General features: G+C 70.9%; 13 protein-coding genes and 1 tRNA gene. 5 read left to right on the top strand and 9 right to left on the bottom strand.

The genetic code is table 11. From position 1 onward, the window contains the following. Positions 1–2: 2 nt before the first annotated feature. From ehuD to ehuB, 3 genes are read right to left on the bottom strand one after another with little or no spacing between them, the layout of a single operon-like run. Positions 3–653, bottom strand: a complete 651-nt coding sequence (ehuD, locus tag ACZ4UU_RS14840; RefSeq protein WP_468039888.1) for an ectoine/hydroxyectoine ABC transporter permease subunit EhuD — start codon at positions 651–653, stop codon at positions 3–5. Further along, entirely contained in the window at positions 650–1372 is a 723-nt protein-coding gene (gene ehuC, locus ACZ4UU_RS14835; protein ID WP_468039887.1) for an ectoine/hydroxyectoine ABC transporter permease subunit EhuC, read from the bottom strand. The genes ehuD and ehuC overlap by 4 nt, the downstream gene beginning before the upstream one ends. Then, positions 1372–2301: an ectoine/hydroxyectoine ABC transporter substrate-binding protein EhuB gene (gene ehuB, locus ACZ4UU_RS14830; RefSeq protein ID WP_468039885.1), complete on the bottom strand. Its 930-nt coding sequence runs from the start codon at positions 2299–2301 to the stop codon at positions 1372–1374. Before ehuB ends, ehuC begins: the two co-directional genes overlap by 1 nt. Positions 2302–2348: 47 nt before the next feature. Here ehuB and ACZ4UU_RS14825 point away from each other — a divergent pair, with 47 nt between their 5' ends. Beyond that, positions 2349–2843: a DUF3830 family protein gene (locus ACZ4UU_RS14825; RefSeq protein ID WP_468039884.1), complete on the top strand. Its 495-nt coding sequence runs from the start codon at positions 2349–2351 to the stop codon at positions 2841–2843. Here the strand turns inward: ACZ4UU_RS14825 and ACZ4UU_RS14820 are convergent. Both ACZ4UU_RS14820 and ACZ4UU_RS14815 read right to left on the bottom strand, forming a co-directional pair. Then, complete coding sequence (locus tag ACZ4UU_RS14820; RefSeq protein ID WP_468040215.1) at positions 2824–4224, bottom strand: amidase; 1401 nt, start codon at positions 4222–4224, stop codon at positions 2824–2826. The two genes, ACZ4UU_RS14825 and ACZ4UU_RS14820, sit on opposite strands and share 20 nt — an antisense overlap. A gap of 32 nt (positions 4225–4256) precedes the next feature. Beyond that, positions 4257–5240 carry a D-2-hydroxyacid dehydrogenase gene (locus ACZ4UU_RS14815; RefSeq protein WP_468039882.1) on the bottom strand — a complete coding sequence of 328 codons (984 nt, stop codon included), beginning with the start codon at positions 5238–5240 and terminating at the stop codon, positions 4257–4259. A 249-nt stretch (positions 5241–5489) separates the two neighbouring features. Between ACZ4UU_RS14815 and ACZ4UU_RS14810 the strand changes: the two genes are divergently transcribed. From ACZ4UU_RS14810 to ACZ4UU_RS14800, 3 genes are all read left to right on the top strand, one after another. Further along, a complete protein-coding gene (locus ACZ4UU_RS14810) occupies positions 5490–6299 on the top strand; it encodes a maleate cis-trans isomerase family protein (protein ID WP_468040213.1) in 810 nt (269 codons plus the stop codon). An 86-nt stretch (positions 6300–6385) separates the two neighbouring features. Continuing rightward, on the top strand, positions 6386–7117 hold the full coding sequence (locus tag ACZ4UU_RS14805) for a maleate cis-trans isomerase family protein (protein ID WP_468039881.1): 732 nt from the start codon (positions 6386–6388) through the stop codon (positions 7115–7117). Positions 7118–7546: 429 nt separating this feature from the next. Continuing rightward, on the top strand, positions 7547–8635 hold the full coding sequence (locus ACZ4UU_RS14800) for an LLM class flavin-dependent oxidoreductase (RefSeq protein ID WP_468039879.1): 1089 nt from the start codon (positions 7547–7549) through the stop codon (positions 8633–8635). Between the two features lie 20 nt (positions 8636–8655). Here the strand turns inward: ACZ4UU_RS14800 and ACZ4UU_RS14795 are convergent, their stop codons facing one another. After that, on the bottom strand, positions 8656–10554 hold the full coding sequence (locus ACZ4UU_RS14795) for a putative bifunctional diguanylate cyclase/phosphodiesterase (protein WP_468039878.1): 1899 nt from the start codon (positions 10552–10554) through the stop codon (positions 8656–8658). A 345-nt stretch (positions 10555–10899) separates the two neighbouring features. Between ACZ4UU_RS14795 and ACZ4UU_RS14790 the strand changes: the two genes are divergently transcribed. Further along, complete coding sequence (locus ACZ4UU_RS14790; RefSeq protein ID WP_468039877.1) at positions 10900–12306, top strand: M6 family metalloprotease domain-containing protein; 1407 nt, start codon at positions 10900–10902, stop codon at positions 12304–12306. 197 nt (positions 12307–12503) lie between these two features. On the opposite strand, the gene ACZ4UU_RS14785 is transcribed toward ACZ4UU_RS14790, so the two are convergent. The 3 genes from ACZ4UU_RS14785 to ACZ4UU_RS14775 form a co-directional block, all read right to left on the bottom strand. Further along, positions 12504–12577, bottom strand: a tRNA-Lys gene (locus ACZ4UU_RS14785). Then, entirely contained in the window at positions 12568–13143 is a 576-nt protein-coding gene (locus tag ACZ4UU_RS14780) for a bifunctional DNA primase/polymerase (RefSeq protein ID WP_468039876.1), read from the bottom strand. The genes ACZ4UU_RS14785 and ACZ4UU_RS14780 overlap by 10 nt, the downstream gene beginning before the upstream one ends. Positions 13144–13276: 133 nt before the next feature. Continuing rightward, positions 13277–13642: a hypothetical protein gene (locus ACZ4UU_RS14775; protein ID WP_062720849.1), complete on the bottom strand. Its 366-nt coding sequence runs from the start codon at positions 13640–13642 to the stop codon at positions 13277–13279. Between the last annotated feature and the right edge of the window lie 284 nt (positions 13643–13926).

The raw sequence follows: 13926 nt of genomic DNA, 5'->3' as shown, positions 1-13926 counted from the left end.
TGTCAGCGGACAAGGCGTCGCTCCAGGGCTCGTACGAGAAGGGAGGCCGGATAGGCGATGAGGATGAAGGCCACACCGATGACCGTCAGGGGCTCGGTGAACTGGAAGTTCTGCTGCGCGAACAGCCGCGCCTCGCCGAGCATCTCCATGACCGTGATCGTCATCAGGATCGGGGTGTCCTTGAGCATCGCGATGACGTAGTTGCCGAGGGCCGGCACCACGCGGCGGATCGCCTGCGGCAGGATCACCACCCGCCAGGTCCTCGTGACCGGCAGGTTCAGCGCCGTCGCGGCCTCCCACTGGCCGGGGGGCACCGCCTCGATGCCGGCGCGGTAGACCTGCATCGTGTACGTCGAGTAGTGCAGCCCGATCGCGAAGACGCCGGTGGTCAGCGCCGAGGCGGTGACGCCCCACTCGGGCAGCACGTAGAAGAGGAAGAACAGCTGCACCAGCAGCGGGGTGTTACGGATGAACTCCGTGACCGCCCCGACCGGCCAGCGCACCCAGCGGGTCGGCGTGCGCATCAGCAGCGCCCACACCAGGCCCAGCGCGAACGAGATCAGCGAGCCGAGGGCCAGGATCTGCAGCGTGAGCAGCAGCCCGTCCCAGAACTTCGGCATGAAGTCGGCGACAGCGCCCCAGTCCCAGGTCATCCGAGAGCACCTCCCGCGCCCACACCGGTCGTCTCAGGACGGTGCAGCTCCTGATCGGGCGTACGCCCGACCTCCTTGCCGACCCCGGCCTTGAGCCGGCGTTCCAGTCCGCGCATGCCGCGTGTGAGCAGGAAGGCTATGACGAAGTAGATCAGCAGGATGTACGTGTAGATCTCCGCGCTCTCCTGGAGCGCGAGGCGTACCAGGTTGGCGCTGAAGGCCAGGTCGCCCATGCCCATGACGGACACCAGCGCGGTGCCCTTGAGCAGCTCCACCAGCAGGTTGGTGAAGGAGGGGATCATCTCCGGCACCGCCTGCGGCAGCAGGATCAGCCGCATCCGCTGCCACGGCGTGAAGCTGAGCGCGATCCCGCCCTCCCGCTGCGCCGGGTCGACCGCGTTGAGGGCGCCGCGCACGATCTCGGCGCCGTACGCCCCGTAGGTCAGCCCGAGCGCGAGGGTGCCGGCCCACAGGGGCACCAGCTGCCAGCCGAACGCGACCGGCAGCACGAAGAACACCCAGAAGATCATGATCAGGGCGGAGGTCCCGCGGAACACCTCGGTGTAGACGCCCGCGAGGAAGCGGACGATCCACAGCCGGTGGGTGCGGGCCATGCCGACCCCGAAGGCGACCGCCGTGGCCACCAGGGCGCTCAGCACCAGCAGCTGGACGGTGATCCATATCCCGTTGAGTACGAGTTCCCAGAGTCCCGAGGTCATCAGCCCGCTCCCCCTCCGCACAGCTCCTTGGCGGTGAGGTCGGTCATCTCGGCCTCGGTGAAGCCGAACGGCTTGAGGATGCGGAACAGCTCGCCGCTCTTCTTGAGCTTGTGCAGCTCGACGTTGAAGGCGTCCCGCAGCGCGGTCTCGGTCGGCCGGAAGGCGAACGCGCCGCCGTCGACGTGCGGTTTGCCACCGACGAGGGGCGCGAAGGCCTTGGTGGCCTCCGCCTTGGCCGACTTCTTGACGACCTCACGGGTGGTCAGCGCCGTACCGGCGAAGACGTCGACGCGCCCCGCCTCGACGGCGTTCAGCCCCGCGACCTGGTCCGGGACGATGAGGATGTCGCTCTCCTTGTACCCCGCCTCGACGGCGTACGCGATCTCGGCATAGCCGGTCCCGGTGGCGAACTTGGCCTTCTTCTCGACGACGTCCTTGTAGTCGTGCAGCCCCTTCGGGTTGCCCTTGCGCACGATGAAGGAGTCGAGCATCTGATAGTCGGGGTCGGAGAAGATGACCTGCTCACAGCGCTCGGGATTGACATACATCCCGGCGGCGACGACGTCGAACTGCTGCGAGCGCAACCCCGGGATCAGCGACCCGAACTCGGTGGGCACGGGCTGCACCCGGTCCACGCCGAGCCGCTTGAAGATGACCCGGGCCAGCTCGGGTGCCTCGCCGGTGAGTTCACCGTTCTTGTCGATGTACCCGAAGGGGATCTCGCCCGCGATCCCGAGCCGTACGACGCCGGCGGCCCGCAGCCGCTCCAGCAGCTCGCCGCCCTCCTTCGTGGAGGCCGTCGCCACGCGTGAGCAGCCGGCCGCGCCCAGCGCGCCGAGCGCCGCCACCCCCGCGAGCAGCGACCGGCGGGTTGGTTTGCCCGATCTGTGTCCGACATGTGTTTCGACATGTTCCAGTGGTGGAGCCATGGCGGCGCGGCTACCCGAGACCACGCGATGTATGCACAGTGGACTGCATGACTGAACGGTTCATCGAGGTGTCGCTGGTCAAGCGGGGCATCCACTGCACCGCCAAACTCCTGGACGACCGCGCCCCGCTCACCTGCGCGGCCGTCTGGGACGCCCTGCCCCTGACCGGCGACGTCTACCACGCGAAATACGCCCGCAACGAGATCTACGCCCTCTTCCCGCCCTTCGCGGAAACGGAGCCGCCCCTGGAAAACCCGACAGTCACCCCCATCCCGGGCGATCTGTGCTATTTCGCCTTCGCGGGCACGGAACTGGGCACGAAGTCCTACGGCTACGACCGTGAGGTCCGCCCGGGTACGACGGTGGTCGACCTGGCCCTGTTCTACGAGCGCAACAACCTGCTCATGAACGGCGACGTGGGCTGGGTGCCCGGCATCGTCTGGGGCCAGGTCGTGGAGGGCCTGGAGGAGATGGCCCAGGGCTGCAACGACCTGTGGCGGTCCGGGGCGCTGGGGGAGTCCCTCAGCTTCCGGCGGGCGTGAGCCCGGCCACACCGGCCTCGTAGAGCGTGTGCGCCGCCCGCAGGACGAGATCGTCCCGGTGCCGGGCGGCCACGAGCTGCAGGCCGATCGGCAGGCCGTCCCCGTCGGTGCCGACGGGGACGGTGGCCGCCGGCTGCTGGGTGAGGTTGAAGGGGTAGGTGAACGGTGTCCAGCCGGTCCACCGGCGATGCCCCGAACCCTTCGGGACCTCGGCGCCCGCCTCGAAGGCAGTGAGCGGAAGGGTCGGGGTGACCAGGAGGTCGTAGGTGTCGTGGAAGCGGCCCATCCGGCGCCCGAGTTCCATGCGCACGTCGACCGCGGCCAGATAGTCGAGCGCGGTGAGCCGGGCGCCGACCCCGCAGATCTCCCTTAGCCCCGGGTCGAGCAACTCCCGCTGGTGCGGCCCGAGATGCTGGGTCACCCGGGCCGCCCCCGTGAACCACAGGGCGTGGAAGGCGTCCACCGGGTCCGTGAAGTCCGGGTCGGTCTCCTCGACGTACGCCCCCAGCCCCGCCAGCCGCTCCACCGCCCGCCGCACCGCCGCCGCGACAGCCGGACGCACCGCCACCTGGCCGCCGAACGAGGGCGAGTAGGCGACCCGCAGACCACGCACCCCGCCGCCCAGGCCGGCCGCGAAGGGGCCCGGCGCCGGCGGAAGCGCCGACCAGTCGCGGGAGTCGGGTGTGCCGATGACGTCCAGGAGCAGCGCCGCGTCGGCCGCGTCACGGGTCATCGGGCCGACGTGCGCCAGCGTGCCGAAGGCGCTCGCCGGGTAGAGCGGGATGCGGCCGTACGTCGGTTTCAGGCCGAAGATCCCGCAGAAGGCAGCGGGGATCCGCACACTTCCGCCGCCGTCCGTGCCGAGCGCCAGCGGCCCCGCGCCGAGCGCCACCGCCGCTCCCGCGCCGCCGCTGGAGCCGCCCGCGGTGCGGGTCGGGTCGTACGGGTTGCGGGTGACGCCGGCCAGCGGCGAGTCGGTGACGCCCTTCCAGCCGAACTCGGGCGTCGTCGTCTTGCCGAGGAACACGGCGCCGTGCGCGCGCAGCCGGGCCACGGAGGGCGCGTCCTCGTCCCAACGGCCCTGCTCCGGGATGGTTTTCGAACCCTTCAGCGTCGGACCGCCCCGCATCAGCAGGATGTCCTTCACGGTGACCGGAACCCCGTCGAGCAGCCCGGCCGGTTCACCGCGCCGCCACCGCTCGGCCGACGCCTCGGCCTGCGCGAGGGCCTCGTCGGCTGTGAGGCGCACGAAGGCGTTGACCTCCGGCTGGATCTGTTCGGCCCGTTCCAGGGCGGCGCGGGTGGCGTCGACGGGACTGAACTCCCCTTCCCGGTAGCCGTCGAGGAGTTGTACGGCGGTCAGTTCGGTCAGTTCGGTCAGGTCCGTCATGCGTCGCCCTCCAGCTGTGGACATCAACGTCCGGGTACGTACCCGCGCTGCTTGTCGACCACGTTCAGCAGTGGCCTGCCCGCCGCCCACCTCTCGTACAACTCCACGAACTGACGGCCGAGTTCATCCCGCCAGCCGATCGTGTCGCCGCTCATGTGCGGCGAGACGATCAGGTTCGGGACGTCCCACAGCGGACTGTCCGGGGTCAGCGGCTCATGCTCGAAGACATCGAGCGCCGCCCCCGCGATCCACCGCTTGCCCAGGGCCTCGGCCAGCGCGTCCTCGACGACCAGCTGCCCGCGACCGACGTTGACGAACCGGGCGGACGGCTGCATCACCCCGAAGCGGCGGGCGTCGAACATGCCGTGCGTCTGCTCGGTGAGCGGCGCGGCCGCGATCACCCAGTCGGCGCGGGCGATCAGCCGGTCGAGGTCCTCGGGACCGTGGATGCCGGTCCGCGGGGCCCGGCCGACCAGGGCGGTCGTGATGTCCAGCGCCTTGAGCGTGCGGACGATCGCCCGCCCGATGGGCCCGGACCCCACCACACACGCACGCGTGCCGCCGACCCGCTGACCCTCACGGTGCCGCCACTCCCGGGCGCCCTGGAGCTCCAGCGTCCTCGGCAGGTCCTTCGCCATCGCCAGCACCAGCGCGGCGACGTACTCCGCGATCGGCTGGTCGAAGATCCCGCGGGCGTTGGTGACCACGGTGTCGGACTCGGTGAGCTCCGGGCACATCAGATGGTCCACGCCCGCACTCGCCGTATGCACCCAGCGCGGCCGCGGACCCGTACCGGGCCAGGCGTGCCGTACGGCGTGCGAGGTGAAGTCCCAGACCAGGAGCACATCGGCGTACGGCAGCCGCTCGGCCAGTGTGGCCTCGTTCGTGTGCTCGACGCGGGCGCGACCGGTGAGGCGGCCGAGGCGGGGGAGAGGATCGGCGTCCAGGACCAGAAGCGTGGGCGGGGTGTCGGAGGCGGGCGGCGGACCGGGGGTGGGTGCGGTCATGCGGGGCGTCTCTCCGGGGTGGTGGGGCCGTCTGACGGGGCCCGCGGGGGCGAATGTCGGGGTTGTGCGCCGGATTGATTCGGGGGGCGTGCGGGGGTGGATTCCCGGCGTTCTACTGGAAGGGATGGCCGTCTGACATGCGAGGTTTGACCACGCTCGCACCCGAACCTACCTTCGTCAACACGGGCGAACGTACGGTCCGTTGCTCACCCGTATCTCGTAGTGAGGGCGGTGCCTGCCATGAGCAGCCTGGACATCTCCTTCCTCGGCGGACCTCGACCCCAGCGTGGGGTCGGAGTCGTCGCCCCCTTCGACTTCGCGCTGGACCGGGAGCTCTGGCGCTGGGTGCCGGACGAGGTCTCGCTGCATCTGACCCGAACGCCCTACGTGCCGGTCGAGGTCAGCCTCGATCTGGCCCGCATCGTCAGCGAGCACGAGACGCTGAGCGACGGCGTCCGCACCCTGACCGCCATCGCCCCCGAAGTGGTCGCCTACGCCTGTACCTCCGGCAGCTTCGTCGGCGGCATCGCGGGCGAGCGGGCGATGTGCGAGGCGATGACCAGGGCGGGCGCGGTGCCGTCGGTCACCACGTCCGGGGCGCTGCTGGAGGCCCTGACCGAGCTCGGCGTACGACGGGTCGCCCTTGTCACCCCGTACACCGTGTCGGTGACGAGGGCGCTGGAGGAGTACGTCGCGGAGGCCGGGACCATGGTCACCGGGTGTGCCTTCATGGGCCTGACCCGGCACATCTGGAAGGTGCCGTACCGCGATGTGGCCGACATGGCCCGCCAGGCCGTACGCGGTGCCGCCGACGCCCTCTTCATCAGCTGCACCAACCTTCCCACCTACGACGTGATCCCCCAGCTGGAGGCGGAACTGCGCATACCGGTTCTCTCGGCCAACCAGGTGACGATGTGGGCTGCGCTGCGTCGGCTGGGTACTCGCGCGGTGGGGCCGTACCAGGCGCTGATCGACCCGGCGGCACGGATCGACCCGGCGGCGCGTGGCGGTGCGGCGCTTCCGGAGGTGCCGGATCTACCTGAACAGGAACAGCAGTAGGAGACACCGGCGAATCAGGCAGTAAGAGAGCAAGCAGCAAGCAGCAAGCAGCAAGCAGCGAGCAGGCGAGCAGCAGAAGGGCTGACATGACCGCACTCGGATTTCTCTACCCGGGCCACTCCGCCGAGGACGACTACCCGCGCATCGAACAGCTGCTCGCCAGCGACATCCGCCTCGACCTGGTGCACACCGACATCGGCGAGGACGCGCACCGCGTGGACGCACTGCTGCGGATGGGTTCGGCGGAGCGGCTCGCGGAGGGCGTGGAGGCGCTGCGGCTGACCGGCGCCGAGGCGGTCGTGTGGGCCTGCACGAGCGGCAGCTTCGTCTACGGCTGGGAGGGCGCCCACGAGCAGGTGCGCACCCTCGCCGTCACGGCGGGCATGCCGGCGTCGTCGACGTCCTTCGCCTTCGCGCACGCGGTTCAGGAACTCGGGGTGCGGCGGGTGGCGATCGGCGCGACGTACCCGGACGACGTGGCCGGGCTCTTCGCGGACTTCCTCCGCGCGGCCGGCACGGAGGTGGTGTCGGTCCGCGGCTCCGGCATCATCACGGCGGTGGAGGTAGGCACCTGGGGCGAGAAGGAACTCCTCACCCTCGCTCGGGAGGCGGACCACCCCGACGCCGACGCGGTCCTCCTCCCCGACACGGCCCTCCACACCGCCTCCCACCTCCCCGCCCTGGAACACCTCCTCTCCAAGCCCGTCCTCACCGCCAACCAGGTCACCGTCTGGGAGGCCCTCCGCCTCACCGACCGCCGCGTGAACGCTCCGCAACTGGGCTCCCTGTTCACAAGGGAACCGATCGTGCAGGTATGACGAACTCCCCAACCTTGATCGGCCAGGAGGCCGGCCTCGAAAGCCGCGCCATGGTGGCTTGCGCTGATCGTTCGACCAACGGCCCGGGGGGCTGGTCGCGCAGTTCCCCGCGCCCCTTTCGGGACGCCGCCGAACCGCCCCCCTCACCCTCCCGGCGTCCGGCGTGTGAGGGCGAGGTCTTCGCCGTCCCGATCCCCCACCCGCCCGCAGGGGCTTCGCCTGCCCGGGCGCTCCCAGCCCGTCCGGCGTTTGAGGACGAGGCCCTTCGGGCCGATGGCGGGGTCTGGGGCGGCAGCCCCAGTGGGGTGGAAGGGGCGGAGCCCCTTCGAGGGATGGGACGGGTAGGGGCGGCGGGGGCGAAGGAATAAACCGGAGCCACCCTCCTGTTAACGCCGAACGCACACCACACGACAACCGCAGGAGGCACAAGTGCCGGCAGCAGAGATCAGGGCCACCCCACAAGGCACCGCCCCGGCCCCCCTCTCCGTACTGGACCTGGTGACAGTCAGCCAGGGCCACACCGCCACCGACGCCCTCCGCACCAGCGTCCAGCTCTCCCGCCTCGCGGAGTCCCGCGGCTTCCACCGCTACTGGGTCGCAGAACACCACTCCATGCCCGGCGTGGCCTCCTCGTCCCCCGCCGTGATCCTCGCCCACATAGCCGCCCACACCACCCGCATCCGCCTCGGCTCAGGCGGCGTGATGCTCCCCAACCACGCCCCCCTCGTCATCGCGGAACAGTTCGGCACCCTGGAAGCCATGGCCCCCGGCCGTATCGACCTCGGCCTCGGCCGAGCCCCCGGCACGGACGGCGCCACAGCGGCCGCCCTCCGCCGCACCGACCACCTCGACGAAGGAGCCGACGACTTCCCCGAACAGCTCGCCGAACTCACCCGTTTCCTCGACGACGACTTCCCCGACGGCCACCCCTACCGCCGTATCCACGCCGTCCCCGGCCCCGTCCAGTCGACGTCCCCGGGCGGCGTCCAGTCCCCGCACCGCCCCCCGATCTGGCTGCTCGGCTCCTCCGGCTTCAGCGCCCGCCTCGCCGCGGCCCTCGGCCTGCCCTTCGCCTTCGCCCACCACTTCTCGGCCCGCAACACGATCCCGGCCCTGGACCTGTACCGCGAGTCCTTCCAGCCCTCGGCCGTCCTGGACCGCCCCTACGCCCTCATCGGCGTATCGGCCCTGGCCACCGAGGACGAGAAGGAGGCCCGCCGCCAGGTGAAGGCCGCCGCCCTCAGCATGATCCGCCTGCGCACCGGCCGCCCCGGCCTGATCCCCAGCGTCGAGGAAGCCGAGGCCTACGAATTCACCCCGCTGGAGCGCGAGTTCGCCGACTCCTGGAACGCCAACGTCGTCCACGGCACCCCGGACGAGGTCCGCACCGGCCTCGACGACCTCCACAAGCGCACCGGCGCCGACGAGCTGATGATCACGAGCAACGCCCCCGGCATGGACGTACGCCTACGTTCGTACGAACTCATCGCGGACGCCTACGACTTGCCGACCACCTGACCCGACGGCTCCCCGAGGCGTCAGACCTGCACGCCCAGCAACTCGGAGATACGATCCGGCGACACCGGCCGCGAATACAGCCACCCCTGCCCGGTGTCGCACCCGATCCGCCGGAGCCGCGAGGCCTGCGCCAGCGTCTCCACGCACTCCGCGGTGACGGTCAGCCCCAGCCGATGGGCCAGATCGATCATCGCCTCGACGACGACCTCGTCGGCCGGGTTCGGCGGGACGGCGGCGTTGTTCTCGCTCTCGTACTGGAAGCCCCGTACGAAGGAACCGTCCAGCTTCAGGACCGAGACCGGCAGTCGGCTCAGATACGCGAGGTTGGAGTAGCCGGTGCCGAAGTCGTCGATCGCGATGCGCACGCCCATGTCGCTGAGGGCCTGGAGGTCCTGGATCGGCCGTCCCGCCGAGCCCATCACCGCCGACTCGGTCAGCTCCAACTGGAGCAGATGCGGGGCGAGTCCGGTCTCGTCGAGGATCCGGGCCACGTCCGCCACCAGGTCGGAGTCCCAGACCTGGCGGACGGCGACGTTCACGCTGACGAAGATCGGCGGTTCGTCGGGGTGGGCCAGCTGCCAGGCCTGTGCCTGGCGGCAGGCGGTCGCCAGGATCCAGCGGCCGAGCGGCACGATCGAACCGTCTTCCTCGGCCAGTCCGATGAACCGATTCGGCGCCAGTACGCCGAACTGAGGATGATTCCAGCGGACAAGCGCCTCGACCCCGCGCAGCCGTCCGTCCTCCATGCTGACCAGCGGCTGGTACTCCAGCGCGAACTCACCGCGCTCGATGGCGGGGCGGAGCGTGGAGGCGAGGGCCTGGCGGGTCATGAGGTGGGCGTTGCGCTCGGGGTCGAAGAGCGTCCAGCGGTCCTTGCCGTCGGCTTTCGCCCAGTACAGCGTGGTGTCGGCGGCGGCCATCAGGGCGGAGGGCGTCGTTCCGGCGGCCTGGCGTTCCACGACGCCGATCGAGGCCGACACCGAAAGGCGCCGGCCGCCCAGGTCGAAGGGGGCCCGCAGGGCGGCGAGCACCGACTCCGCGAGGTCGGCGAGTTGCTCGGTACCCGTGGAGTCCTCGACGAGCAGGGCGAACTCGTCCCCGCCGAGCCGGGCCACCAGCGGCGGGATCGACCGGGTCCGGCCGGCCTCCTCGGCGCAGTGCGTGAGCCGTTCGGCCACGGCGGCCAGCAGCTTGTCGCCGACGCGATGGCCGAGGGTGTCGTTGATCGCCATGAAGCCGTCAAGGTCCAGGTAACACAGGCCGATTCGGCCGGTGGTGCCGTTTTCGTCGTACGACTCCACCTCCAGTGCTGCCGACAACCGCTCGAAGAACAGGGTGCGGTTGGGCAGCCGGGTCACCGGGTCGTGCATCTCCAAGTGCCGCAGCCGGGCCTGGAGTTCACGGTGGTCGCTGATGTCCTCGACGGAGAGCAGGACACCGCCGGGCTCCTCGCCGGGCAGCGGCGCGACCGTGACCTGGACCCACAGGGAGTGTCCGTCCGGGTGTTTCAGGCGCCGTGTGCAGCGCAGTTGGGCCTGGCGGCCGCGCAGCACCTCGCGGTACGCGTGCCAGGCGCGGGCGTCGGAGGCGAGGTCCACCAGGTCCGCGGCGAGGGACCCGGCCAGCTCACCTGGGGCCGTGCCCAGCAGGTCGGCGAAGGAGGCGTTGGCGTCGGTCACCAGGCCCTCGCGGTCGACCACGGCCATCGCGAGAGGCGCGGCGGAGAACGCGGAGGAGTAGGGCCAGGAAGGGGATGGCAGCCCGGTGGCGACACGGGGTGGCGCTCCGGTACCAAGGGATGGCTGTAGGTTACTCTCTGTGACGGCTGCCCCGATAAGGCCTGCCGCGGGCGTCGGCCCTTCGGACGTTCCGCTCACCGCTCGCTCCCGCAGTGCACTCGATCTTCGGATGGGTCTCATCGGAATGGCCGGCCGGTTGGACGGGGGTGCCCCCTGCGGCCGCCGGGCCGTGTCCGTGCAGGAAAGTGTCAGGAAAGTGTGCCGATCATAGAGGCTGGCCCGGAGGCCTTCCACCTACTGTCCAGTCTTCCCGCGTGACGCGCTCTTCTGACAGATCGTTTCTGCCCGCACCTGGACAGCTTCTTCGAACCCCCGACCAGTTGTGACGTTCCGTGAGCGATTCGGGGGTGTCGGTTCTGTCGATCCCTCGGCCCTCTCACCCGTCCGGTGCAGCTGAACAGGACGTAGTACGACAATCCGACACAGGGTGGATGCGGTGTTCCGCGAACCGCTCCGGAGGTCCCCGTGCCGCGTCAGCTCCCCCTGCTCCGTGGGACGGGCCTGCTGCGGGACCGGCACCGACTGCGCAGCACCGCGGCCGTGTTCACCACGATGTCGGCGCTCGCCGCGACCTCCCTGGTCGCCGGACCCTCGGTCGCCGAACCGTTCGACACGGCGCCCTGCGCCCTGAAGCGGACCGCGGCCCACCACTCCGAGGGTCTGGACACCTGGAACGCCGCCTATCCGCGTCCGACCCGGGAGCTCGACGCGGTCATGGTGTTCCTGTCCTTCCCGGACGCGGCTCCCCAGACGACACCCGCCGAACTGACGGCCGACCACTTCCCGGCCACCACCCGTTTCTTCGAACGCGCCTCCTACGGCAGGTTCACCCTGCGCCCGCATCCGCTCCGGCACTGGATCCGGATGCCGAGGCCGTCCACGGCGTACGCCATACAGCGTGACTGGCGGGTCGACGACCGGGCCGCCTATCTGCGGGACGCGCTCGCGGCGGCGGACCGGGAGGTCGACTTCTCCCGCTACGACATCGTCTACTTCGTCGCCGACCCGGACGCGCCCGGTGTCGACTCGGACGCCACGAAGGTCGTCAATCTGGACGCCCCGCTGCGGGCCGACGGCACCGACATCCGGCGCGTCGTCACGGTCTTCGAGAACCATCCGCCCGACCGGCTGGTCCTCGCCCACGAGACCGGCCATGTCTTCGACCTGCCCGACCTGTACCACCGCCCGGTCGACGGCAAGGGTGACTGGGACACCTATGTCGGCGACTGGGACCTGATGGGCAGCCAGTTCGGGATGGCGCCGGACCTGTTCGGCTGGCACAAGTGGAAGCTGGGGTGGCTGGAGCCGCGGCAGGTGGTGTGCGTGCAGGGGCGGGGCGGCGGGCCCGTACGGCTGACGCTGGAGCCGCTGTCCGCGGCGCCGGGGATTCCGGTGCGGACGGGTGCGGCCGGACCGCCCGGCGCGTTCGGGGCGGGCGGGTCGCCCGGGGCCCCCGACGCGTTCGGCACGCAGGGCGCGCTCGGCGAGTACGGCACGGCCGGGGCGCACGGCGGTGTCCCGGGCTTCGGACTGGGCAACGGCATCAAGCTGGCCGTCGTCCCCACCGGCACGGAAAGCGCCCTGGCCTTCGAGGTGCGTGGCCCGGTGGGCAACGACATGCGGGCCTGCCGGCCCGGGGTGCTGGTGTACCGGGTGCGCAGTCAGACCGAGTCCGGGGGCGGGCCGGTCGAGGTGATCGACGCCCATCCGCACAGCGAGGCCTGCTGGGAGGAGTCCGTGTACCCACCCCTCGCGGACGCGCCGGTCGGCCTGGGCGAGAGCTTCACGGTGCCGGAGGAGGGCGTGCGGGTGGACGTGGAAGGGCGGACGGTCTCGGGGGCGTGGACCGTGCGGATCACAGCGATCGGGTAGCGCGTGCGCCGGGCAAAGGGTCGCGTGACCGGACAGACGTACGCCGGATGACAGCGGTACGCCGCGCGGGCCGCTTGTGCGCCGGGGGCAAAGCGGACAGCTAGCCGCTTCGACGGGGGCTTTCACCTCTGTGAGGCTGGGAGGACTCTCCCCAAATGCGAAAGCCCCTCGCGGTTGCGAGGAGCTTTCACCGTCTGTGCGCCGCCAGGGACTCGAACCCCGGACCCGCTGATTAAGAGTCAGCTGCTCTAACCAACTGAGCTAGCGGCGCCTGCTGACGTCGTAGACCTTAGCATCCTGATCGGGGTGGGGAAAAATCGATATCCGCACCGCCGCCCGGGCCGCCCGCACAGCCGCCCAGAGCAGCACCTCCGGCCCCGGCAACCAGGGATTACGCGTGTCCGGGGCGACCAGCCAGCGGGCGCCGGAGGGGGTGTCGGCGGCGAACCGGGCCGGGACGGTCACCGCGTCTCCGGTGCCATGACACAGCAGCGCCGGGACGTCACCCGCGCGGCCGAACTCCTCCCACCGCAGCAGCGACGGCAGTCGCTGGGCCGTGCCGGGCGCGGCGAACAGGAGCATCCGCCCCCGGAACATCGCCACCGGCCCCGATCCGGGCCCTTCCTCCCACAGCTGGTCGACCATCCGGCGCCCGAAGACCGCGGGTGCGCTCACGACGTCGAAGACGGAACCGCAGGCCAGCACCATGGGGGCCGTCGGCCGCTCGTCCCAGAAGGCCCGGGCGCTGCGCGGATACGGTTCTGCGGAGGCGAGCCAGGCGGCGCCGTCCGCGGTGAGGGAGGCGGTCGAGGAGGGGGCGTTGGGTGCGCTGCTCATGGCAGCTACATCTACCGACGGTGAGCGGGCCGTTCCCGAGAGTTCCGGGAAATCGGGACAGCGCGGGGTGGCAGGGCGTACCTTGCCCGCCTGGCATATGCCATCGACTGTTCCGGGGCGCCGGGAGGCAGGGTCACACCGGGTCGACGTGCCCGGGACCCTCGACCCCCCGCATCAGATCCCGGCCGAACTCCACCATCTTCTTGGCATAGTCCTCGGTCCACTCCGCCCGCGCGGCGATGTCGGCGGGCGTCAGCCGGTCGAACCGCCGGGGATCCGCCAGCTGGGCCGCCGCGATGGCCTGGAACTCCACCGCACGGTCGGTCGCCGCCCGGAACGCCTGCGTCAGCTCCGTCGCCCGCGTCAGCAGCGCCCGCGGGTCGTCGATCGACTCCAGGTCGAAGAAGTGCTCCGGGTCGGCCGCCACCTGCGCGGGCTCGAAGAGCAGGGGCGCGGGGCGTAGCCGCGGTTCGTTCCGACGCGGCGTGGGCTCCGCCATGTCTTCTCCTTCTCCTACGTCGGCGATCTCGGATCTCGTGGACCACCAATGCCATCTGCGGACCGATCCACCGTCCATTGTCCCGCGCCCGCGCAAGGGGGCGTCGAGCGCAGGTCAGAGGGGGTGCCGTGGGGTTCAGTCAGGCCGCCACCTCACCCGGTGCTCCGCCGGCCGGGCCGGCACCGCGTGGTTGGCCTCTGTTCATCGGCCGCCTCCGGCGGAGGGGTGGTGTTGTGGTGGAGCCGGTTGGGTGGGTGTGGGTGGCGTTCACGGTTGCCACCTCA

The organism is Streptomyces sp. NPDC028907, from assembly GCF_055564995.1.
Note: the sequence above shows the minus strand (reverse complement) of the source record. Positions and strands in the feature narration are given on the sequence as shown.

Coding starts and splice junctions, on each gene's coding strand:
- ehuD (WP_468039888.1), bottom strand. CDS start 653: ATGACCTGGGACTGGGGCGCTGTCGCCGACTTCATGCCGAAGTTCTGG.
- ACZ4UU_RS14815 (WP_468039882.1), bottom strand. CDS start 5,240: ATGACCGCACCCACCCCCGGTCCGCCGCCCGCCTCCGACACCCCGCCC.
- ACZ4UU_RS14795 (WP_468039878.1), bottom strand. CDS start 10,554: ATGAGACCCATCCGAAGATCGAGTGCACTGCGGGAGCGAGCGGTGAGC.
- ACZ4UU_RS14780 (WP_468039876.1), bottom strand. CDS start 13,143: ATGAGCAGCGCACCCAACGCCCCCTCCTCGACCGCCTCCCTCACCGCG.
- ehuB (WP_468039885.1), bottom strand. CDS start 2,301: ATGGCTCCACCACTGGAACATGTCGAAACACATGTCGGACACAGATCG.
- ehuC (WP_468039887.1), bottom strand. CDS start 1,372: ATGACCTCGGGACTCTGGGAACTCGTACTCAACGGGATATGGATCACC.
- ACZ4UU_RS14775 (WP_062720849.1), bottom strand. CDS start 13,642: ATGGCGGAGCCCACGCCGCGTCGGAACGAACCGCGGCTACGCCCCGCG.
- ACZ4UU_RS14805 (WP_468039881.1), top strand. CDS start 6,386: ATGACCGCACTCGGATTTCTCTACCCGGGCCACTCCGCCGAGGACGAC.
- ACZ4UU_RS14825 (WP_468039884.1), top strand. CDS start 2,349: ATGACTGAACGGTTCATCGAGGTGTCGCTGGTCAAGCGGGGCATCCAC.